Source organism: Agrobacterium cavarae, assembly GCF_004310285.1.
In the GTDB taxonomy this organism is placed as follows: Bacteria; Pseudomonadota; Alphaproteobacteria; order Rhizobiales; family Rhizobiaceae; genus Agrobacterium; species Agrobacterium cavarae.
In genome coordinates this window covers 108,168-129,544 of sequence record NZ_SISF01000022.1, presented here as the reverse complement: position 1 = coordinate 129,544, position 21,377 = coordinate 108,168, and the positions used below count along the sequence as shown (strand labels likewise).

Below are 21,377 nucleotides of genomic sequence, written 5' to 3'. Positions count from 1 at the left end.
GCGCGGGTACAGTCGATGGCGCAGCCGCGGCCCTTTGTGTTGCTGGTCTTCTTACGTTTGTCAGGAGCATCTCCAGGTTGATTTCGAGCCAGGTAGATGCTTCGCGCCGATCTCGATGACCCGGGGACAATCGAGCTGACGTTCAGTCAGCAAGGTCTCCGCGAGCTCTTTGATCAGCGCCATGGGCAGAACGGCACTAAGGCCGCGAGCGCTTGCAATAAAGGCTTCATCGTTCGCTTTAGGCCACACGCCGTTCTCGTCAGCGTGGTCCGCACCAAAGTAGAGTATCTTGTCCAGCGCGGCGTTGTTCCCTACTGCGATTCTGATGAAAGTCGCCTCATCGATCTGCGCACCGAATCCGTCAACGAGGCGCCCGGCTTCATAAAGCTGAAACTCTACGGCGAGCGCCGCACACGCGATGATCCGCCGCTCCTGCTGCGTTCCCTGTGGAATGCGGCTGCGTGCTAGTCCGGGTGAGCCAGGATTGTTCTCCACGATTTCAATCAAGGAGGGCGCAAGTCCGACGACTAGTGCCGCAGTTGCATGCCCCGCCTCGTGCAAACAGATGGCCGCATCCGAGGGAGTCACATAGTCGATCAAGTCTGGAATTATCGTCAAATCAGCGTTCCCTTGTGTTGCTCATTCATCTAAATGCGAGTCTTGTATTTTCCCGACTCCCGAATAACCACTTACGTTGTTGTTGAATAGAAAATTGGGCTGAAGGGGCAGTACGGCATGAGCATTGAATGGTTGACGCAAAAGGTGCCAGGGTTTGCAGCTCTGCCCGCTCAGGATCGCGAGGCAATCATCGCGTTCTCATTTCTCTGGAGCCTCTTCGAAGCCCAACTCATGGGAAATAGTGCCAATGCCGTAAAGATCGCAGACGCCGTTGATCAGTGGGACGCCGCAGCTATGCTGGGCGCAGAACATTACGATGAAGACCTTGCCTATTTTCGGAATCGATACTTCCAAAATGGCAAATTCACTCCACACTTCGACCATCTCAATTTGCGTAAAGCCGACATGCCCGACTTGGTCGTTGACGTTATCAGCGGCAGCAATGACGGCGCGCGCGACCGTGTTCTCGCTGTCTTACTAGTGGTCTGGCGCTTCCGCAACAATCTCTTCCACGGTGAGAAATGGGCCTATTGGCTCGGTGGCCAATTCGACAATTTCAATCACGCCAATGCAGTGTTGATGCGCGTACTCGGTCGCCACGCGGGCCTGCACTGAGATGGGCAGCCCTCTTCACCGGGCGAGACGTCAATGCAATTGAATCTTTTCTAGCCACTCTCAGGTGTTGCGACACTGTAACGATCATTTACGGCAGGGTGGTGGGTTCTCTTCCAGCAGGGCGGGATCACCCAATGTTACCACCGCTCTGAGTCGCGAGCTAAGTGTTCTTGTCGGCCCATCATAAATCACCCCCAGAAATGACTATATATCAGGGGTTGTTGTGCTACAGAGATTCGCATCATGGGAATCACTTACTTCACTTCGCAAGCACGGCGACGTTCGTTGGTCCTATTCTCGGTTGACTAGTCACAAGCGTGCGGGGGGGGGGGCGTGCTCAGTGGATCTCTACAAGAAGTGGTGTAACGCCACCAAAAGGAAGACAAAGCGTAAGCACTATTGGATCTATGTTGAAAAAAACGGTGGGCGCGAGGAGATTCGGGATGCGCTCGCAAAGACGATGCGTTCGCATTACGACCGACTCGATCGTATCGCCCAAGATGTTGAGCGCTTGGGGTACAAGTTAGCTGCCACGATCCTACGCGAGCAGCTCCCGCAAACCAAGAAAGGGCGTTCCGGTGACCTTGGCGAAATTCTTGCAACAGAGTTGGTCGAAGAAGAAATCGGGCTTCGCGTGCCCGTTCGCCGGCTGCGCTACAAGGACGGACGCAACATGGCGATGCGCGGCGATGATTTCATCGGTGCTGGTTATGGTGGCGATGGGCATAATGATCTCTGGCTCCTAAAGGGCGAAGCGAAGAGCAACAAAGTTCTCAGCAATGCTACCGTTGCTAACGCCCGCAAGGTGCTCAATCGCGACAGTGGCAGATGCACGCCCGATTCATTAGCTTTCGTCGCCAATCGATTGCTGGAGAGCAACGATGCCGGCGATATGGCGTTGGGCCGCGATCTTCGTGACCAAGTCGCGCTCAAAAATGTTCCTGCCAGTCGCATCGACCATATGCTCTATACGATGTCGGGCAACGGCCCACATGCCTCGCTCGAGGTGGATCTTGAAGCCGCGGGTGCTAACCGCGACCATTATGTGGTGAATCTCCACATCGTAGACCACCAGGAATTCATCGAAGAGATGTTCGAAAAGGCAGAAGACCTTGGAAACGATTGACGAACTGCAGGGTTTCCTTACCGAAGCAACCGAAGACGGCGTGCAAGGGCGTCTGCTGACCAGGGGTGTAGCTTGGTCACTTATGCGAAACGAGGGGGTCCTTCCAGAATCGGCACCGCCTCTCGGTGCGACGATCGAAACCGACCTCGCTGATCACGGCTTCTCTCTACTCCGCGCCGCAATGCTGTTACGAGCTCGGGTCGGCGCTAGCGAGCTTACCAACAAGGCGTTCGAGCGCGCTGGGATGGCGTTCGAAGCCCTCGTTCGAAATGGCGATCCGGAAGCGGAAGATCGCGGCTTTCGTCGGACGATTGCAGCCGCGTCCTACCACCTTGCCGGGTTTTCGGCGGTTGCCTATTCTCTCTTCAATGAGGCAGCCGAGGATCAGAACCAAGCGCCAGGCGAGATTGCCGTTATGTCGCTGATCCTGCGAGACCTTACTGGCCTTCGCGTGTTTGTCCGGGCCTGGCTCAACGATCCCACGCATGGCGATGCACAGCTTTCAGAGGCGCTTAGGGGAGAAGAGGCTGATACGGACGAGGTCCTCGCTATTGTTCTCAACACCACGATCTGCCGCGCACTCGCTTTCTTTGATTTTTCGTTGGAGACCGGCGATGATGAATTGATGGAGGCAGCACGCTCGCTGCTCAATACGGCCGTCCGTCTTGCCGACAACGCGGAGAATGTCCCGCTTTGGTGGATTTCCAATCTATGCCGCCACCTGATCGACGATCTTTGGCAGCATTCGCTTCACAAGACCCTACCGCTCGATGCTCCCGATGGTGCTGCTGAGAAATATCCCGAACTGCGCGAGCTGTTCATCGGCTCGCTCTATGCCCGTAAAACCTCTGAAGTCGAGCTCTGGCCATCTCAGCGAGAAGCCGCGCGGCGTTCGACCGACCTTACCGACGATTTAGTTGTGGCGCTCCCTACCAGTGCCGGCAAGACGCGAGTCGCCGAGATCGCTGCGCTCATGACGTTGTCAACTGAACGGCGGGTTCTCATTGTGACGCCGCTCCGGGCACTATCGGCGCAAACCGAGCGGTCATTCCGCAAGACCTTTGCGCCGCTCGGCTTCAGCGTTTCATCCCTCTATGGTGCCAGCGGCGTTTCTGCCGGCGATGAAGACGCGCTCCGGTCCCGCGACATCGTCATAGCCACGCCCGAAAAGCTGGATTTCGCGCTGCGCAGCGACCCGAGCTTGATTGACAACGTTGGCCTGATAGTTCTCGACGAAGGCCACATGATCGGGCCGAGCGAACGCGAAATCCGATACGAAACACTCGTCCAACGCCTACTGCGCCGGGCCGATGCAGCCACACGGCGGATCGTCTGCCTCTCGGCGATTCTTCCGAGCGGCGACGAACTAGACGATTTGACTGCCTGGATTCGTTCCGATGAACCAGGCGAGCCTGTCCGGTCCAACTGGCGCCCGACGCGTCAGCGCTATGGTAAGCTAGAATGGGATGAGCCCGCTGCCCGGCTTACTCTTGACCGCACCCGCAATATCCCCTTCGTAGACAATTTCGTTGTCGAAACTCCGGCGCGTGGTCGAGAAAAACTCCCTTATCCTCGTAAGAACTCGCAGCTAACGTTGTTCGCCGCGTGGGAGTTCGCGGCCCAGGGCAAGCGCACCTTGATCTTTTCGACGCAGGCAAACTGGGTCGAAAGTTACGGCAAGCAGGTCGTCAATCTTGTCAAGCGTGGCTACCTTGGTTCCCTTCTTGAGGACGAAATCTCGGTCGCGCGCGCCCTAGAGGTTGGCAAGGAATGGCTGGGCGCAGATCATCCGGCGGTCGCTAGCCTGAAAGCTGGAGTTGCTATTCATCACGGTCGTCTGCCTAGTCCTTTCCTGCGAGAGTTGGAGATCCTGTTATCTGAGGGTGTGCTCAAGGTGATCGTCGCTTCGCCGACGCTCTCTCAAGGACTCAACCTTAACGCCGCCATCCTCCTTGTGCCCGCATTATATCGGTCTGGTAAGCGGATCAGCGGCGAGGAATTCGCCAACGTCGCCGGTCGCGCTGGTCGTGCTTTCGTCGATGTTGAGGGGCTAATTATTCATGTCATGTTTGACAGTCTCGATTGGCGCAATCGAGATTGGCGGGGCCTCGTCAGCGATTCGAAAGCTCGAACCCTCAAGAGCGGACTAATCCAGATCGTTGCGGAAATTCTTAAGCGTTTAGCGAGGGAGGGGGTACTCGACCGCGACGACGCTTGGGAATATCTCGCCAATGCTCGAGAGGCTTGGAAATCTCCCGCCGAGGAGGCCGCACTTGCGGCCAAGCTTGCAGAAGCGTCGGAAGAGGGTGAAGACTTAGACGAGGACGATGATGAAGCCGAGAGTGCTGACGACGAGGAAGAGGATATCGAGGAAGAACCACTATCCGAACTTGTCGAGCGTCTCGACGCAACGGTCTTCGGCCTTATCGAAGCGCTCGACGCCGATCGCGCCGACCTACCTCGGCTGATCGACGAGGCTCTCAAGGGATCGCTGTGGGCACGGCAGATCGACCGCGAGGAGAAGGAGATTGAGGCTGAGCATCGCAAAGTCTTCAAGGCACGAGCTAATTTGATCTGGTCAGTCACGACGCCTAAGGCCCGCATCGGTCATTTCGCCATGGGCGTCGGTCTTGAAGCCGGTCTGTCAGTCGATGCAATGGCTGACGAACTTGCCAAAGAGGTGGACCGCGCAGACGCGGCGGCAATTTCAGGCGATACGGATAAACTCGCCGACGCACTTGCTGTACTTGGTGAACGGCTTTTCGCCATTCGCCCCTTCGTTCCGGACAAGCCGCTGCCGGGCAATTGGAAGGCCATCCTCAAGCAGTGGGTCTCTGGGATCGAAATTACAGTCATCGGCCCCAACAATATGCGAGCGATTGAGGACGCTTTCATATACCGCCTTGTTTGGGCACTCGAAGCAATCCGTACCCGTCGCGTGACACTCGGCTGGTCGCCAGAAACAGTCGCGGGAGGCGCTGCAGCGGCACTCGAGACAGGCGTGCCGCAGTTCATGATGTCACTCTTGATCCGTGCTGGCTTACCGTCACGCCGTGCTGCGATGGCCGTAGTCGGGAGCACCGCCCCGTCCTTCCTTACGCCAGCTGAAATGCGCGAGTGGCTGGAATCCAACGAGATCACGGCTCTTACCGATGCGGGTAACTGGCCTACGCCCGAGACGGCAGCACTGTGGGCGCGCTTCCGCACCGAAGCACTAAGCGGCGGTGCTCAGAAATGGTCTGTCTCCAACTATGAGCGCCTGCTTGATGTGCCGCGCGAAGAAGCGCCACCCGCTGGCCTCTACCGTGTCGACATCGATGGGGCTGGCGGCCGAACCTGGCTGACGACACCAGATTATCAGCCCGTGGCACCGTTCAAAAAGGAGCCGGTTGTCTCGAAGCCTAGCCTTTTTTCGGGACGGCTGGCCGGTGGAACAACGCTTGTTAAAGCCAAGCGTGTCGGCGGCGGAAAAATGCGCTGGCCACGCGCCGACGCTTAAAAATAAAATCGGGCGATCTCGTCGTCAGACATGCCCCTCTGGGGCCGATCATGAGGGGGTACTCCGACTACGCTTCGCCTGGGCGGAATTCGAGTATTTGCCTTCATGTCGACCGACTTCCCACAGATGCACTGCGCCCCAGCAATTCTTCGATGTGTCGCGATCTCTGTCGGCGGATGACCTATTATCCTCACCTCTTGAGAGTACGGTTTTCATGGCATTTCACTATAGATGGTCTTGGATCCTAAATGCCTCTTGCTGGTTGTGAATTGCCTTAGTTTACTGCCATCTTACGTTGACTTTGCCATGCCCTTGATAAACCATAGGGAGGTCGTAGCGATATCAACGCGGATCGATGAGAATCTGCTCCACACGTTGATGATAGTAGGCTCGATTCCGAATCGGAGACTGGCTTCAAAAAGAAAAATGGGAGGGGGATTGGGCAGGGAAGAAAATCGGTTTGGTGCAGCTCCCTCGGCGGCTGGGTACCTTTATCAGGCCCGTTTAGCCTTGTTCTTATGCATTCCTCACGTGAACAGTGGGGTCGAGGTCGAGGTTTCCGTTGAGCGATTGGATGATGTGTCTTTTGAGAAGGACGGATCTCCTTTTGAGCTCCTGCAGACGAAGCATCACATTGATCGTGTGGCAAGCCTATCAGACGCCAGCCCTGATATCTGGAAGACCCTTCGAGTATGGGCCGAGGCATCGGCGGACGATCCTTCGCTGCCGTCTAGGGCAAAGCTTGTCCTTGTGACGACCGGGGAGGCGCCTCTGGGCTCCGCGGCCGCGCTTCTTCGTCCACGGCAAGCCTATGAGGCCGGGACGAAGCGTAATCCGAAATTGGCGAAAGAAATACTGACTGCCGTTGCGGAGACCTCTGAAAACAAATCTTTGAGATCAGCATTCACCGCCTTTCTGGCGCTATCGGATGCTATGCGATCTTCGCTTTTGAGTGCCGTCGAAGTAGTTGACCGGCAACCTCTCTTGACAGATCTCGGCGTAGAACTTGAACATGCCCTTCGTCTTGTTGCTCCTGCGGGGAAAGTTGCGCTTGCCCGCGAAATGCTTGAGGGTTGGTGGTGGCCGCGCATATGTGAAGTGCTCATGGCGAACCCGTCGGATACAATTCCGGTGGGCGCGCTCGAAGCGAAGCTTGATGACATAAGGGAGCTTCTCAAGCGCGATGCACTTGTCGCCGATTTTGAGCATGCTGAACCCAGCGATACCGAAATCGCCGAATATGATGGCTTTCGCTTTGTCAAACAGCTTCATGTCATCGGATTGGGCGGAAATCGGTTGCGCTTTGCGAAACGTGACTACTATCGTGCCTTCGTTCAGCGATCAAAGTGGACCAGAGAACATGTGGTTCTTGATGAAGAACTAGAAAAGTTTGAGCAACGGCTTGTGGAAGAATGGGAGCCGCGCTTCGTCGCCATGTGTGATTCTCATCCTGGGAGTGAAAGCAACGACTCGAAGCTCAAACAAGACGCACAAGAAATCTATTACTGGGTTGAAACTGAAGCCAGGCTGCCATTTCGGTCTATAACTGCGAAATTTTTGAACGTTGGATCGTACCACATCCTCGCGAATGATCTTCGTATCGGATGGCATAGGGATTTTTTGAGCCTGTGCCGGGAGGAAAGCTCGGATGGCTGAACACCGGCATTTCACGCGACCCTGGCGTGAGCGTCCTCTGGAGGAGGCTGCCCATTTCAATCCGGCGTTTTGCGGCGAGTTGATTGCTCGAACATTGAACGGCTATTGCAAGCAAAGTCGCACGTCACTGCCATTCGCTTTGACCTTCCTTATACTGCCGCTTGCTCTTCACCCTGGAACCCGACGAGCGCTGCCTCGAAAGGCCAATACAGCCTTTGCATCGTGGGCAGGGGAGAACGCAGATGTTCTCAGTACGGTACCCGATCGCGTGCTCCATTTGCGACCAGTTAGTCGCGAAGCGCTGCTTTTTTTGTCTCAACTCGGTGCCATTAGAGTGGATAGTGATGGCGTCAGCCTTGGCGAAAAACCACTAAGTCTTACGGCGAAGCCCGCTGTTAGCACTGACGAAGTAGACGAAATTCGCCGTACCGCCGGCCTCCTTGGTCGTTGGTTTGCGCATCAATCACAGTCAGGCGCGGTTCTACAGACGACAGGCGTGGTCCTGCAGACGATGGGAATAAGGGTATGAGTCTACAAATCCGAGCCATCGCGATCTATTCGAAAGATGGTGAACGCAGGGATATTCGCTTTAATCTCGGTGTTTTAAATGTTGTTACAGGAGCGTCGAAAACTGGGAAGTCGGCGCTACTAGACATAGTTGACTACTGCTGGGGGCGAACGGAATGCACCGTTGCCGAAGGAGAGATTCGGCGCGGTGTGTCGTGGTTCGCTGTTTTGTTCGATAATAGCGGTGAGGGCATACTTGTTGCGAGGAAAAATCCAGGTCCCGCTGTTAAAACAAGCGATGAAATCTACTTCCAGCGGAACGTTGATGATTTCCCGGACAATCCGGGCGCATTTATTAAGAATTCAACGGCTGACGGCCTAAGATCGCGATTCTCGGCAATTTTGGGTGTAGCTGAAAACCTATATGTCCCAGAGCCAGGAGCGACCCGGCGACCGTTAGAAGCTTCCGCCAGTCAAGCGATCTTCTTCAGCTTCCAGGGACAGGACGAGATTGCCAACCGAAGATTGCTATTTCATCGGCAAGGTGAGGAACGGATTCCTCAAGCGATCAAGGACACTCTTCCATACTTCGTTGGCGCCATGGGCGAGGATCACTACCTCAAGCAGAAGCGTTACGAGGATGCCCGTCGGCGGCTAAGAAGTTTGGAGCGCGAGTTTACGGACGCAAAAGCATTGGCGGACGAGGCCTCTGGAATGGCACGCAGCCTATTGCAGGAGGCTAAACGCGTCGGCTTGTTAACGCTTGATGCTACCGCAGACACGGTCGACGATGTAAGGAAGCTACTGACCCAAGCTGCGGCTCCGCGCACGCTTACCTACGCTCAAAACGACGATCCAGCGGCGGATTTGACTGATCTTGAAGAGCGCCGTCGACGACTAAGGACAGAACTTCAAGAACTTCGAGACGAAATCAAGGACCTTCAGCGACTAACACGAGAAGCCACTGATTTCGAATCCGAAGCTCGTGAACAGCAGGCTAGATTGGCTTCGATAGGACTGGTCGATGTAGGTGATGGCGGGCACGAGGTTTGTCCTTTGTGCGACAGTCACTTGTCGATTCCAGTCCCGTCAGTGAATGAAATTCGGAAATCTCTGGCGGGGTTAGATCGACAACTAAATGCCGTCCGTCGCGACAATCCCCGGCTGCAAGGGCAAATTGCAGAACTTGAGACGAAACGTACTACTCTTGAGGCAGATTTGGCGGCAGTTCAGCGAGATATCACGACGCGAATTGCTGACAACGAGCGGCTTCGTGTTGAGCAGGATCAATTTACAGAGCAGGCACGCGTGGCGGGGCGGATTGGATATTATCTCGAAAACGCAAGAGCATTATCCAGTGACGATGGGTTGCGTCTCCAGATCGCGCGCGTGCGTGCTGAGGTCACCGAATTGGAGCGTGCGCTTGATCAAGAAGCTATGGAGGAGAGGCTCACAACAGCCTTGAGCCTCGTGGGCCGCGATCTCACGGAGTACGCGGGGAAACTGCAGCTCGAGCATGGTGAGAATAGCCTGCGGCTGGATCGGAAAAACCTGACTGTTGTGGCAGATACGGTTGATGGACCGCTGTCCTTGCCACAAATCGGAAGCGGAGAGAATTGGGTCGGCTATCATGTCGCGGCGCACCTCGCTCTTCACAAGCTCTTCCGTGCTCGCCGCCGTCCGGTGCCGGCATTCTTGATGCTAGATCAGCCCTCTCAGGCTCACTACCCGCCGGATAGAGATGTCGGCGAGATCAGTGGAGGAGAGGATGAAGACCAAGCCGCGGTCGCAAGGCTCTATCGTCTCCTGTCTGATTACTGTCTTGGGCAGTCGTCCCAAATGCAAGTTATCGTGACTGACCACGTCGATCTACTACTAGACTGGTTCCGGGATGCTACCGTTGAACGTTGGCGCGATGGCATAAAGCTTGTACCCATATCGTGGCTTCGTTGAGCAGGTAAATCAGGAGAATCCCCCGTGCCTGAAAACTTCAACTATATTTCCTATGGCAATTGGGAGCTTTTGGAAGAAGACGGCAGCACGGAATTCTCGATGAGCCGAGGCCGTATGTGTTGATTTGCACTGAGAGCTGACCCGGGATCGCGGGATATTATCACTGAGAATTGACCCATGTTTAAACCGACCCTCGCGTCATGGAAGCGAGGGCTCTGGAGTGATCGACATGGAGTTATTGAGCGTTATTCGACGCTGGCATTTCCGCGACAAGTTCTCGATCCGGGACATATCGCGCCGCACTGGCCTCTCCCGGAACACGATCCGCAAGTATCTTCGGTCTGACGGCGTTGTGCCCAAGTTCAAGGTTCCGGACCGACCGAGTAAGCTCGACCCGTTTGCAGATCGGCTGTCGGCCTGGCTCAAATCCGAAGCCCATAAGCCGCGCAAACAGAAGCGGACACTGAAGCAGCTTCATGCTGATCTGATGAGCCTCGGCTATAAGGGCTCCTATTGCCGGGTTGCGGCCTTTGCGCGGGAGTGGAGAGCGGATTGGCAAAGAGAGCGCCAGACGACGGGGCGCGGAACATTCGTACCCCTGGCGTTCGAGCCCGGTGAAGTTTTCCAGTTCGACTGGTCGGAGGACTGGGCGATCATCGGCAATGAGCGAACAAAGCTGCAGGTGGCGCACACCAAGCTGAGCTACTCCAGGGCATTCATTGTCCGGGCGTATCTCCTGCAAACCCATGAGATGCTGTTCGACGCCCACAATCATGCCTTCCGCGTATTCGGCGGTGTTCCTCGCCGCGGCATCTACGACAACATGCGCACGGCCATCGACAAGATCGGTCGAGGCAAAGAGCGCGACGTCAACATGCGCTTCCAGGCCATGGCGAGCCACTATCTCTTCGAGCCCGAGTTCTGCAATCCAGCGTCAGGCTGGGAGAAGGGACAGGTTGAGAAGAACGTCCAGGACGCCCGTCATCGCTTCTTCCAGCCGACGCCGCGCTTTCCATCCGTGGAGGCTCTGAATGAATGGCTGGAGATGCGTTGCAGGGCTTTCTGGGCGGAGACGCCGCATGGAAAGATGCACGGTTCGATCGCCGATATCTTGGCCGAGGAAGCCCGCGCCTTGATGCCGGTTTCCCGATCCTTCGACGGCTTTGTCGAATATACCAAGCGCGTCTCGCCGACCTGCCTCGTGCATCTCGAACGCAATCGCTACAGCGTCCCCGCTTCCTTCGCCAACAGGCCGGTGAGCCTGCGTGTCTATCCGGATCGCGTCGTTGTCGCCGCGGAGGGTCAGGTCGTCTGCGAACATCGGCGGATCATCGACCGCTCCCACGACCGCCCCGGTCAGACAGTCTATGACTGGCGGCACTATCTTGCGGTCGTCCAGCGCAAACCGGGCGCGCTGCGCAACGGAGCTCCCTTCGCCGAATTGCCGGAGGCTTTCCGAACGCTCCAGCAGCATCTGATCAAGAAACCGGGCGGCGACCGCGAGATGGTCGACATCCTGGCGCTTGTTCTGCAACATGACGAACAGGCTGTGCTGTCGGCGGTCGACATGGCGCTGAAGTCCGGCGCGCCAACCAAGACCCATATCCTCAATCTTCTCCATCGTCTCGTTGACGGCAAATCGTTTACGCCGCCGACGATTAGCGCGCCGCAGGCGCTGACGCTCACCAATGAGCCCAAGGCCAATGTTGAACGCTACGACGCCTTGAGAAAGTCGGAGGTGCGCCATGCGTCATAACCCGGCAAGCGGCGCGATCGTCATCATGCTCAGGCAGTTGAAGATGCATGGCATGGCCCAGGCGGTCGGCGAATTGACCGAACAGGGATCGCCTGCCTTCGAGGCGGCCCTTCCGATCCTGTCGCAGCTCCTCAAGGCCGAGACCGCAGAGCGCGAAGTCAGATCGACCGCCTACCAACTCAAGACCGCGCGCTTTCCCGCCTATCGCGATCTCAGTGGCTTCGACTTCACAAGCAGCGAGGTCAATGAGGCGTTGGTGCGGCAGCTCCATCGCTGCGACTTTCTCGAAGACGCCAACAACATCGTCCTCATCGGCGGTCCCGGCACGGGCAAAACCCACATCGCCACCGCGATCGGCGTGCAGGCCATCGAGCACCATCACAAGCGTGTTCGCTTCTTCTCCACTGTCGAACTGGTCAATGCGCTCGAGCAGGAGAAGGCGCAAAACCGCGCCGGCCAGATCGCCAATCGGCTTTTACATTCCGATCTCGTCATTCTCGACGAGCTCGGCTACCTGCCATTCAGCGCATCAGGCGGCGCGCTGCTCTTCCATCTGCTCAGCAAGCTTTATGAGCGGACCAGCGTGATCATCACCACCAATCTGAGCTTCAGTGAATGGGCCAGCGTCTTCGGCGACGCCAAGATGACGACGGCGCTCTTGGACCGCCTGACCCACCATTGTCACATTCTCGAAACCGGAAACGACAGCTTCCGCTTCAAGAACAGCTCGGCCCACGAACCCAAAACCAGGAAGGAGAAAAACAAGGCATTGACCACCACACCCCACCCGACAGATATCTAAAGGGCGGGTCAATTCTCGGCGCAAATCCCGGGTCAGCTCTCAGTGCAAATCAACACCGTATGTTCGAATATACGCCTGTCGACATCGAGAAACGACTCGAAGGGATTGGTTCAACTGCTGTCGAATTCCTACAGCAGCTGCCATCGTTTTTATGCACTGAAATTTCCAGGTCAAATGGTCATGCTTCGATGATCGTCAAATTTGGAAACGTCGAGCAAATCACCGTTGACAAAAAGGAGGTCCGGTTTCGTTTCGACGCCCTGATCGATTTTGGCGAACTGGACTTCAAGGAACTTGACTCGGCTCGAGACGTATTTGGTGCGGATCAGTTCGAGCTGCATCGTACACATTGGGCCGTGAGGGCCGGGGACGCGCATACCGTACTTGAAAGGCTGGCAGAACTATTTCCTCAGTTCAAGGACGTTATTGGCGCTCACATGCCTGCTCAAGCCGGCGATGGCGCCATGGAGCCGCCAGCGCGGGAGAAAAACATCATCGGCGAAGCGAACAGCGTCGAAAGTTATCTCGGTTTCCTGTTTGGCCGGTTCGACAAGCACGACGCTGAAATTTTCTACCGTGGGCACGAGAATGCGGCCTTTGAACTCACGCCCTCACTCCTCAGAAAGTGGCCGGAAGGTGCATGGAAGTTCATGCCCAATGAAGATCGTCTGTGCAAAGAACTGCTGATCGCGCACTACGATGAATTTCAACGTGACCAGTATTGCTTCGATAGACTGGTTCGGATGCAGCATTATGGCCTACCGACGCGCCTGCTTGATATTTCCGGAAATCCGCTCGTTGCCCTTTTCTTTGCCTGCTACGGTAGCGAAGAGATGATGGCGACGAGCGGAGAAGTTATCATATTCAGGATCAAGGCCGATAAAATCAAATACTACGACTCGGACACGGTGAGTTGCCTCGCGAACCTCTCCAATCTTACGCATGCTCAAAAAAGTGAGATCAACCTCAGTCTTGATCGGACGGAATTCAACGAGCAGGAAGTTGCCAAGAAGCTTCTTCATCATATTAAGGCCGAGAAAAGCTATTTTGAGGGAAACATTGCTCCTGACGATCTCGGCTCGATCCTTTGCGTGAAGGCGAAAAGAACCAACAGTAGAATTAAGTCCCAATCGGGCGCCTTTCTTCTGTTCGGTCACGAAGCCGTTCTACCGGAAACGGGAAACGACGGCATCGAGATTGCGAGAATTGCGATAACAAATAAGCCCAACATTCTTGCCCAACTCGACAGCATTAACATAAATGCGACGACGGTTTACCCAAGCATCGATCAGACCACCGTTCATCTCCGAGATGGTTATGAGCTTCCCCGTGGCACTATGTAGCGCTGACTTAGTCGACTACATGCGCCGTCCTTTTTGTTCTGTGAAGGTGAACGATGAAGCCTGACCACGAATTGGCAGATACGGTGAAAGCCAGGACTTCCGATGCTGAACTGGAAGCAGTAGTCACGTCACTGCAAAATTCCATTCGAGAATGGGCGACGAGACACGAGCTGTGGTTCGATTGCGGTTTTCAGTCCTATGCCAAACGAATTGATGGAGAACCGGGGACAACCCCTGTTGCAACTATCCTGTATTTCGATGGCGACCTGGGTCGCGCACTCGATGGTGATTTCGCCGGTCTCGATATCGAGTTCGTCGAGCTACTCGAGCAGCACGGCTTCTGGTACGAGCGGAACGACGGGGCAAGTGCTCATATTTATCCTCAGGACGAGAGCCCACTGTTCCAACCGCTTCTCGACTATGCCAACTGGCAATGGGTGTGCGGGCTCGTGCAGCAGGACATAGCTGATGTTCATGAGGAACTGTATTCGCACTTCGCCAAGCGCCCAGACGATTTGCATCGGCTCACATGGCGCGAGTTCGAAATTTTATTATTCAGAATCTTTCAAAGCCAAGGATTTACGTGTGAGCTCGGCCCCGGCTCAAATGATGGGGGCATTGACGTTCGCGTACTTCAACGCGATCCTCTCGGAGACATACTGACGCTTGTTCAGGCGAAAAAATACTCCCCGAAAAACAAAATAGATATGTCTGCTGTGGCGGCACTCCATGGTGTGGCAGATGTCGAGAATGCTCAAAAGAGTATTTTCGTGACAACATCTAACTACCTTCCCTCAGCACACAAATTCGCGGGCCGAACGCGTATTCCGATGACCCTTGCCACGTCAAACGATGTGCGGGATTGGTGTCAGAATGCAAGCGACGGGATCATTCGTGATAAATCAAAGCTCGTCGCTCCCTCAGCGGTGTCCAATTTGCTTCAGACTCTTTCGTCGAAAGACCCCCGTATAGTTCATGCCCATACTGGCTATTCAGTTATCATGAACCAATTCGCGGTCGTACTGAAGGAAACGAAGCACGCAGCATTGCTAATGGCCATTCCTGCGCGAAATATCTCCCATGACGGATATGGGCAGGTGGGCTTCGAAGTGCCTGACATTGGTTTGAAATGCCTCGAGCGCCTTACAGCGGATCATGTGTTTCGCGCGAAGAGGTCGGTCAACCACGGTCAGGTGAGTTACTGGGACGGGCGCAACTTGTTCAGTGCTTGGAACGGCGAACCCGCCCATTTCAATCTCTGTGACTGAGGTCGCCCTCGAAAGACAAGGGCCTGTTCCCGGGAGTGGCGGCCATCTTGCAATTGCTGAGTAGATCCGGCTGATTGAGCCGCAACAGTTTGCACAGTTATGTACTACAGCGCATGTGCTGTCGTCTTATACAAGCCTTCACTTCAAACTGAGACTTGAAGCGAATGTCGGTTTCGGTAGCTGCGTGCCCCCGCAACCAAATATACGACGATCATCAAAACCCCGCGGCTCAAAGCCGCGGGGTTCTGTCGTTTCTGGAGCAGAAATGCTTGCCTCCCAGAGTGCGCGGCGGCGGAAGAAGCCCTTAGTCGCTCCACAATGCGATCCCACTCGAACGGAATGAAAACGGCAGCCCTCTTTCAGCGGGGCTCAGTGAGAGCCTGACCCTGACGAAAGTCATTTGTCAACAATCCGATGACTCTTTCGTACAGCAGTAAGCCCCTGAGACAATTGCGAAATCCAATCCAATAGCTCTAGATCTCGCCGGCTTCACTTCCAGCCACACAGTGAGCGCGCGCCTGCCCGACATCCAATATCAAACCCCGATCCCGTTAAATCCGTCGGAAACTGACGCCTGGAACGCGCCATCTCTCGGTTAGACGCTGGACCTCAGTGTCGTTGAACACACAAGGCGTGTCGTAATCCAGAACGTTTACCTCAGCCTCACGTGGTCTGCTGTCAGCATTGAAACGCCACTTGAGGAGGTAGCGTCATTTGTGTCGATGGCCGGGCTCAACCGGCCAGGAGGAGGATCACTCCGGAGGATCCGTCGGTTAGGAACTGGACGCCCCAGTCTTTGCCGGATCGCCTATTGATCGTCCGACAGTGGAGAATGTCGCAGCCCTGACGGCTTCGGCATTGATGTTCAAACCATGGAGGAGATGGATATGAGCAGGAACCGAGGCGTTGTCTATTTACGGCCGGGTCAGGTGGAGGTTCGTGATATTGACGATCCGAGGCTGGAAGCCCCGGATGGACGCAGGATCGAGCATGGCGTGATCCTGAAGGTGATCTCGACCAATATTTGTGGATCGGACCAACACATGGTGCGGGGTCGCACGACCGCCATGCCGGGTCTTGTCCTCGGTCACGAGATCACCGGCGAAGTCATCGAAAAGGGCATCGACGTCGAGATGCTCGAGGTCGGCGATATCGTCTCTGTACCGTTCAACGTTGCCTGCGGTCGTTGCCGTTGCTGCAAGTCGCAGGACACAGGCGTCTGCCTCACCGTCAATCCGTCCCGCGCCGGCGGCGCCTACGGATATGTCGATATGGGCGGCTGGATCGGCGGCCAGGCGAAATACGTCACCATCCCCTATGCCGACTTCAACCTTCTGAAATTCCCCGACCGCGACAGGGCGATGTCGAAGATCCGTGACCTGACCATGCTGTCCGATATCCTGCCCACCGGTTTTCACGGTGCGGTGAAAGCTGGCGTCGGCGTCGGCTCGACCGTCTATGTGGCGGGTGCGGGTCCCGTCGGTCTTGCTGCTGCAGCCTCTGCCCGTATTCTCGGTGCAGCCGTCGTGATGATCGGCGACTTCAACAAGGATCGTCTGGCGCATGCCGCCAAGGTCGGCTTCGAGCCTGTTGATCTGTCCAAAGGCGATCGCTTAGGCGACATGATTGCCGAGATTGTCGGCACCAATGAAGTCGATAGCGCGATCGACGCCGTTGGCTTCGAGGCGCGCGGACATGCCGGCGGTGAACAGCCTGCTATCGTTCTCAACCAGATGATGGAGATCACCCGTGCGGCCGGTAACATCGGTATTCCGGGTCTCTATGTGACGGAAGATCCGGGTGCAGTGGACGAGGCGGCCAAGCAAGGCAGCCTGTCGCTGCGCTTCGGTCTTGGTTGGGCGAAGGCGCAATCCTTCCACACAGGCCAGACGCCGGTTCTCAAATATAACCGCCAACTCATGCAGGCCATCCTGCATGACCGCCTGCCGATCGCCGATATCGTCAATGCCAAGATCATTGCGCTGGATGACGCGGTGCAAGGCTATGAAAGCTTCGATCAGGGTGCTGCGACCAAGTTCGTTCTCGATCCGCATGGCGATCTGATCAAGGCGGCGTAATAGTTTCAGTGCCACGACACCACAAAGAAACGCCCGCGATGTCGTCGCGGGCGCTTTTTTATGTCATCAGGAAGTTGTATAGGCCTGCTTTTACTGCGACGGCCCGTCATTGAAGCCGACTTCGTCGACCAGTTCGGAAGCCTCTTTCCGGTGCGAAGCGATCTCGGTCAACGACAATGTATCGGGCTTGATCGGCCCAAAGCCCTTGACCACATCAGAGGGCTGGGCACCGGGCAGCACCGGATACTCGAACACCTGCTTGGCGTAGATTTCCTGCGCTTCTCCTGACGCCAGGAATTCCATCAGCTTCAGGGCGTTTTCCTTGTTCGGCGCATACTTCGTCATGGCAACGCCGGAGATGTTGACGTGGGTGCCGCGATCTTCGGCATTGGGGAAAATGACCTTGACGCTGTTGGCCCAGACCTTTTCTTCCGGTTCCTGCACATTGGTCAGCATCAAGCCGACATAATAGGTGTTGCCCAGCGCAATATCGCATTCGCCGGAATAGATGGACTTCGCCTGGCTACGATCCGTGCCGTCCGGCTTGCGCGCCAGATTGTTTTTGAGGCCCGTGAGCCAGGTGCGCGTATAGTCCAGGCCGTGATGAGCAATCATCGAGGCAAAGAGGGCGATATTGTAGGAATGCTGCCCGTCGCGAATGCAGATCTTGCCCTTCCACTTCGGATCGGCAAGTTCCTCATAGGTGATCGACTGCTGAGGCACGCGCTCCTTTGAGGCGTACACGACGCGTCCACGGGTTGTCAGTCCAAACCACTCGCCTTCCGGGTCGCGAAGATTGGCCGGAATATCCTTTTCGATGATCGGGTCGTTGAGCACCGGCTGCGTGACACCACCCTCCTTGGCCTCGACCAGCCGGGCGATATCGACAGTCAGCAGAATATCGGCGGGAGAATTGACGCCCTCGGCCTGAATGCGTTCGACCAGTCCCTTGTCCAGGAAGAGAACATTTGTCTCGATCCCAGTTTCCTTGGTGAAGGCGTCGAGTAGCGGCTGGATCAATTCAGGCTGGCGGTAAGAGTAGACATTAACCTCACCGCCGGCAAAGGCCGATGATGTGCTGCCACAGGCGACAGATAACACCGCACCGAGCGTCGAAAAGCTGGTTTTCAATCTTGCCATGCCACAGGTCTCCCTTAGCGCGCCGTGCGTCCATTCTTGGATGCACAGAGGACGCGCGATTCCCGTTGAATCTACGCATCATGCTTTTTCGAAAATCGGTTCCGATTTTCGGGCCGATGCAGTAGGATTGAATAGTGGAGTTCTTTGTTCATGAATCGGCGGGCCGGTCAACGGTCAACCACCGGAGATCGAGCGGGTAAGGAAGTTTTTTTCATGTCTGGAATTGTTCTAAACTGAAAAACAAACTATATAACTCCACATTACCGATCAGGAGATCAGCATGCGTTTGACCAAACAGACCAACTATGCAGTCCGCATGTTGATGTATTGCGCCGCCAATGATGGCAATCTGAGCCGCATCCCTGAAATCGCCAAGGCTTACGGCGTGTCGGAGCTTTTCCTCTTCAAGATTCTTCAGCCGCTCACCAAGGCCGGCCTCGTTGAAACTGTTCGCGGCCGCAATGGCGGCGTCAAGCTCGGCAAACCAGCCGACAAGATCAGCCTGTTCGACGTGGTCAAAGTCACCGAAGACAGCTTTGCCATGGCGGAATGTTTCGAGGACGGCGCCGTCGAATGTCCGCTTGTCGATAGCTGCGGTCTTAACTCCGCACTTCGCAAGGCGCTGAACGCATTCTTCGACGTTCTGACCGAATATTCGATCGACGATCTCGTCAAGGCCCGCCCGCAGATCAACTTTCTTCTCGGTCTCGATCAGCTGGCGCCTCGCGTGCATCCGACGCCGGTCGCAGCGGCCTGATCATCACATCGAGACTTTTTCAAAAGCCCGCCCGCAAGATTGCCGGCGGGCTTTTCTTTTGGAAGAGCTTGATTTCGGCGACGATGACGGCGCAAGTGGGCGTCTCCTGTTTGCGTTTTGATTCTCACTGGTGCCATGATCTCCATATCCGAGCTTTCTCGCCTTGCCTTGACCGTCTTCATCGGCAGTCTTGGCGCGCTGTTCGGCGTGTTGGTGGGCCTTCCGGCACCCTTTCTCTGCGGCCCGGCACTCGCCGTCACCGGCGCAAGCCTTCTCGGCCTGACGCTTTCGGTGCCAAAGAATCTTCGCAGCGCCACTTTCGTCATCGTCGGCGTATCGATGGGAACCAACATCACCCCGAACGTCTTCGAAGCGGCCAAAACTTGGCCCTTGAGCTTTGTTGCTGTGCTGTTGACGGTGGTGGTGCTTCTTTATGCAGCCTATTGGATCCTGCGCTTCATCTTCCGTTACGACCACACGACGGCAATGCTCGGTGCGTCTCCCGGCCACCTCAGCTACATCATCAGCCTGACGGCAGAGACCAAGAGCGATCTTGCAACCGTCAGCGTCATCCAGAGTGTGCGCGTTCTGGCACTGACGCTCACCGTACCGCTGATCGTGAAATATCTCGATCTCGTCAGTGTCGAACCCTCCATCCTGCCGCCGCCCATGCCCGCGCTGGAACTCGGATTGACCCTGCTTGCCTCGCTGGCGGTCGGTCTTGTCTTCATGCGCTGGCGCTTTCCGGCGGCACTCCTTCTCGGTGGTGTTGCCGTTTCCATCAGCTCACACGTCACGGGCTTCTCCAGCGGCGGCGTACCGGATTGGCTTGCCATCCCTACCTATATCGTCCTTGGAAGCCTGATCGGCACGCGCTTCTCGCGCTCCTCGTTGAAGGATATGAGGAAAGCGTTTTTGGCGGGTGCCGTTGTCACAGTCGCGGTCGTCGTCCTTGCCTGCTCGATTGCCGTGCTCGTTTCCAGTCTGACGGGTGTTCCGCTCAACGCCGTGATGATTGCATTTGCGCCCGGTGGGCTCGAGACGATGGCAGCCATGGCGGTGATGATGCATGCGGATACGGCCTATGTCGGCTCACATCACGTGCTGCGCCTGTTGTTTCTCTCGGTGCTTATGCCTTTCGTGATCGGTAAACAGGCGCGCGGGCGTTGATCGTCTGACACGAAACTGCGGATTTTCCTCTGTCCGTAGTTTTCGCTGCAACTTTTTTGCCGCCTGCCTCGTTACTTCGTGCTGAACCGGGGACAGTCGCTCATTCGTATTGGTCAGAAAGACGAGGCATTGTCCTGCCCGCGTAACCGTTCCGAGTGGAGATTGCCCATGAACCGTCTGATGAAGCTGGCCGGCGCTGGATTTGCGCTTGCTCTTTATGCCTCCATTGCCCAAGCGCAGGTCGTCGTCTCATCCAAGATCGACACCGAAGGCAGCGTTCTCGGCAACATCATCCAGTCGGTTTTGAACGTCAACAATATCGCCACCACCGACCGCATCCAGCTGGGCGCGACGCCCGTCGTGCGCAAGGCGATTATCGCAGGCGAAATCGATATCTATCCGGAATATACCGGCAACGCCGCCTTCTTCTTCGAAAAGGCAGACGATCCTCTTTGGAAGGATGCCGCCAAGGCCTATGAAGAAGCCAAGACGCTGGACTACGACGCCAACAAGATCGTCTGGTTGTCGCCTTCTTCGGCCAACAACACCTGGGGTATCGCGGTTCGCAAGGATGTGGCGGAGAAGAACAATCTCAAGACACTGAGCGATCTCGGCAAATATGTTGCCGGCGGCGGCCAGATCGTCCTTGCTGCATCTTCTGAATTCGTCAACTCGGCGGCAGCTCTGCCCGCCTTCCAGAAGACCTATGGCTTCACGCTGAAGCCGGAGCAGTTGATCACGCTTTCGGGCGGCGATACGGCAGCGACGATTGCCGCGGCCGCCAACCAGACCAACAATGCCAACGCTGCCATGGTCTATGGCACCGATGGCGGCATTGCGCCGTCCGGCCTCGTCGTCCTCACGGATGACAAGAATGTGCAGCCGGTCTATCAGCCTGCACCCATCATCCGCGAAGAGGTGCTGAAGAAGCATCCTGACATCGAGAAGGTCCTGAAGCCGGTCTTCGAAAAGCTCGATCTTACGACACTGCAGGAGCTGAATGGCCGTGTGCAGGTGGGCGGGGAGCAGGCCAAGGCTGTTGCGCTCGATTTTCTCACCAAGAACGGCTTCGTGAAGTAAGAGGTGTCG

16 protein-coding genes are annotated in these 21,377 nt (G+C 56.1%); 14 read left to right on the top strand and 2 right to left on the bottom strand.

Annotated features, from left to right (window positions below; genetic code table 11):
* Nucleotides 1–60 precede the first annotated feature (60 nt).
* The gene (locus tag EYC79_RS03065) at nt 61–618 is read right to left on the bottom strand and encodes a hypothetical protein (protein WP_130977111.1); all 558 of its coding nucleotides are present in this window, start codon (nt 616–618) and stop codon (nt 61–63) included.
* Between the two features lie 117 nt (nt 619–735).
* On the opposite strand from EYC79_RS03065, the gene EYC79_RS03060 reads away from it, so the two are divergent.
* The 11 genes from EYC79_RS03060 to fdhA all read left to right on the top strand — a co-directional run bounded on the left by EYC79_RS03060 (nt 736) and on the right by fdhA (nt 17,221).
* Nucleotides 736–1,233 carry a hypothetical protein gene (locus EYC79_RS03060; RefSeq protein WP_245495176.1) on the top strand — a complete coding sequence of 166 codons (498 nt, stop codon included), beginning with the start codon at nt 736–738 and terminating at the stop codon, nt 1,231–1,233.
* Between the two features lie 340 nt (nt 1,234–1,573).
* Nucleotides 1,574–2,359: a HamA C-terminal domain-containing protein gene (locus tag EYC79_RS03055; protein WP_130977110.1), complete on the top strand. Its 786-nt coding sequence runs from the start codon at nt 1,574–1,576 to the stop codon at nt 2,357–2,359.
* A complete protein-coding gene (locus EYC79_RS03050; RefSeq protein WP_130977109.1) occupies nt 2,346–5,858 on the top strand; it encodes a DEAD/DEAH box helicase in 3,513 nt (1,170 codons plus the stop codon). Before EYC79_RS03055 ends, EYC79_RS03050 begins: the two co-directional genes overlap by 14 nt.
* Nucleotides 5,859–6,296: 438 nt before the next feature.
* The gene (locus tag EYC79_RS03045; RefSeq protein ID WP_245495175.1) at nt 6,297–7,514 is read left to right on the top strand and encodes an ABC-three component system protein; all 1,218 of its coding nucleotides are present in this window, start codon (nt 6,297–6,299) and stop codon (nt 7,512–7,514) included.
* Nucleotides 7,507–8,043 carry a three component ABC system middle component gene (locus EYC79_RS03040; protein ID WP_130977108.1) on the top strand — a complete coding sequence of 179 codons (537 nt, stop codon included), beginning with the start codon at nt 7,507–7,509 and terminating at the stop codon, nt 8,041–8,043. The genes EYC79_RS03045 and EYC79_RS03040 overlap by 8 nt, the downstream gene beginning before the upstream one ends.
* Nucleotides 8,040–9,974 carry a DUF3732 domain-containing protein gene (locus EYC79_RS03035; protein WP_130977107.1) on the top strand — a complete coding sequence of 645 codons (1,935 nt, stop codon included), beginning with the start codon at nt 8,040–8,042 and terminating at the stop codon, nt 9,972–9,974. Before EYC79_RS03040 ends, EYC79_RS03035 begins: the two co-directional genes overlap by 4 nt.
* A gap of 229 nt (nt 9,975–10,203) precedes the next feature.
* On the top strand, nt 10,204–11,730 hold the full coding sequence (istA, locus tag EYC79_RS03030; RefSeq protein ID WP_130977106.1) for an IS21 family transposase: 1,527 nt from the start codon (nt 10,204–10,206) through the stop codon (nt 11,728–11,730).
* A complete protein-coding gene (gene istB, locus EYC79_RS03025) occupies nt 11,720–12,532 on the top strand; it encodes an IS21-like element helper ATPase IstB (RefSeq protein ID WP_130977105.1) in 813 nt (270 codons plus the stop codon). Before istA ends, istB begins: the two co-directional genes overlap by 11 nt.
* 59 nt (nt 12,533–12,591) lie before the next feature.
* Complete coding sequence (locus tag EYC79_RS03020; protein WP_130977104.1) at nt 12,592–13,875, top strand: FRG domain-containing protein; 1,284 nt, start codon at nt 12,592–12,594, stop codon at nt 13,873–13,875.
* 53 nt (nt 13,876–13,928) lie between these two features.
* Entirely contained in the window at nt 13,929–15,143 is a 1,215-nt protein-coding gene (locus EYC79_RS03015; RefSeq protein ID WP_130977103.1) for a restriction endonuclease, read from the top strand.
* A gap of 887 nt (nt 15,144–16,030) precedes the next feature.
* Nucleotides 16,031–17,221, top strand: a complete 1,191-nt coding sequence (fdhA, locus tag EYC79_RS03010; RefSeq protein WP_165456948.1) for a formaldehyde dehydrogenase, glutathione-independent — start codon at nt 16,031–16,033, stop codon at nt 17,219–17,221.
* Nucleotides 17,222–17,311: 90 nt separating this feature from the next.
* On the opposite strand, the gene EYC79_RS03005 is transcribed toward fdhA, so the two are convergent.
* Nucleotides 17,312–18,361 carry a Fe(3+) ABC transporter substrate-binding protein gene (locus EYC79_RS03005; RefSeq protein ID WP_165456947.1) on the bottom strand — a complete coding sequence of 350 codons (1,050 nt, stop codon included), beginning with the start codon at nt 18,359–18,361 and terminating at the stop codon, nt 17,312–17,314.
* Between the two features lie 280 nt (nt 18,362–18,641).
* Between EYC79_RS03005 and rirA the strand changes: the two genes are divergently transcribed.
* The 3 genes from rirA to osmF all read left to right on the top strand — a co-directional run bounded on the left by rirA (nt 18,642) and on the right by osmF (nt 21,368).
* Complete coding sequence (rirA, locus tag EYC79_RS03000) at nt 18,642–19,118, top strand: iron-responsive transcriptional regulator RirA (protein ID WP_062427286.1); 477 nt, start codon at nt 18,642–18,644, stop codon at nt 19,116–19,118.
* A gap of 135 nt (nt 19,119–19,253) precedes the next feature.
* On the top strand, nt 19,254–20,288 hold the full coding sequence (locus tag EYC79_RS02995) for an AbrB family transcriptional regulator (RefSeq protein WP_130977101.1): 1,035 nt from the start codon (nt 19,254–19,256) through the stop codon (nt 20,286–20,288).
* 168 nt (nt 20,289–20,456) lie between these two features.
* Nucleotides 20,457–21,368: a glycine betaine ABC transporter substrate-binding protein OsmF gene (gene osmF / locus EYC79_RS02990; RefSeq protein WP_130977100.1), complete on the top strand. Its 912-nt coding sequence runs from the start codon at nt 20,457–20,459 to the stop codon at nt 21,366–21,368.
* The last annotated feature ends 9 nt before the right edge of the window (nt 21,369–21,377 follow it).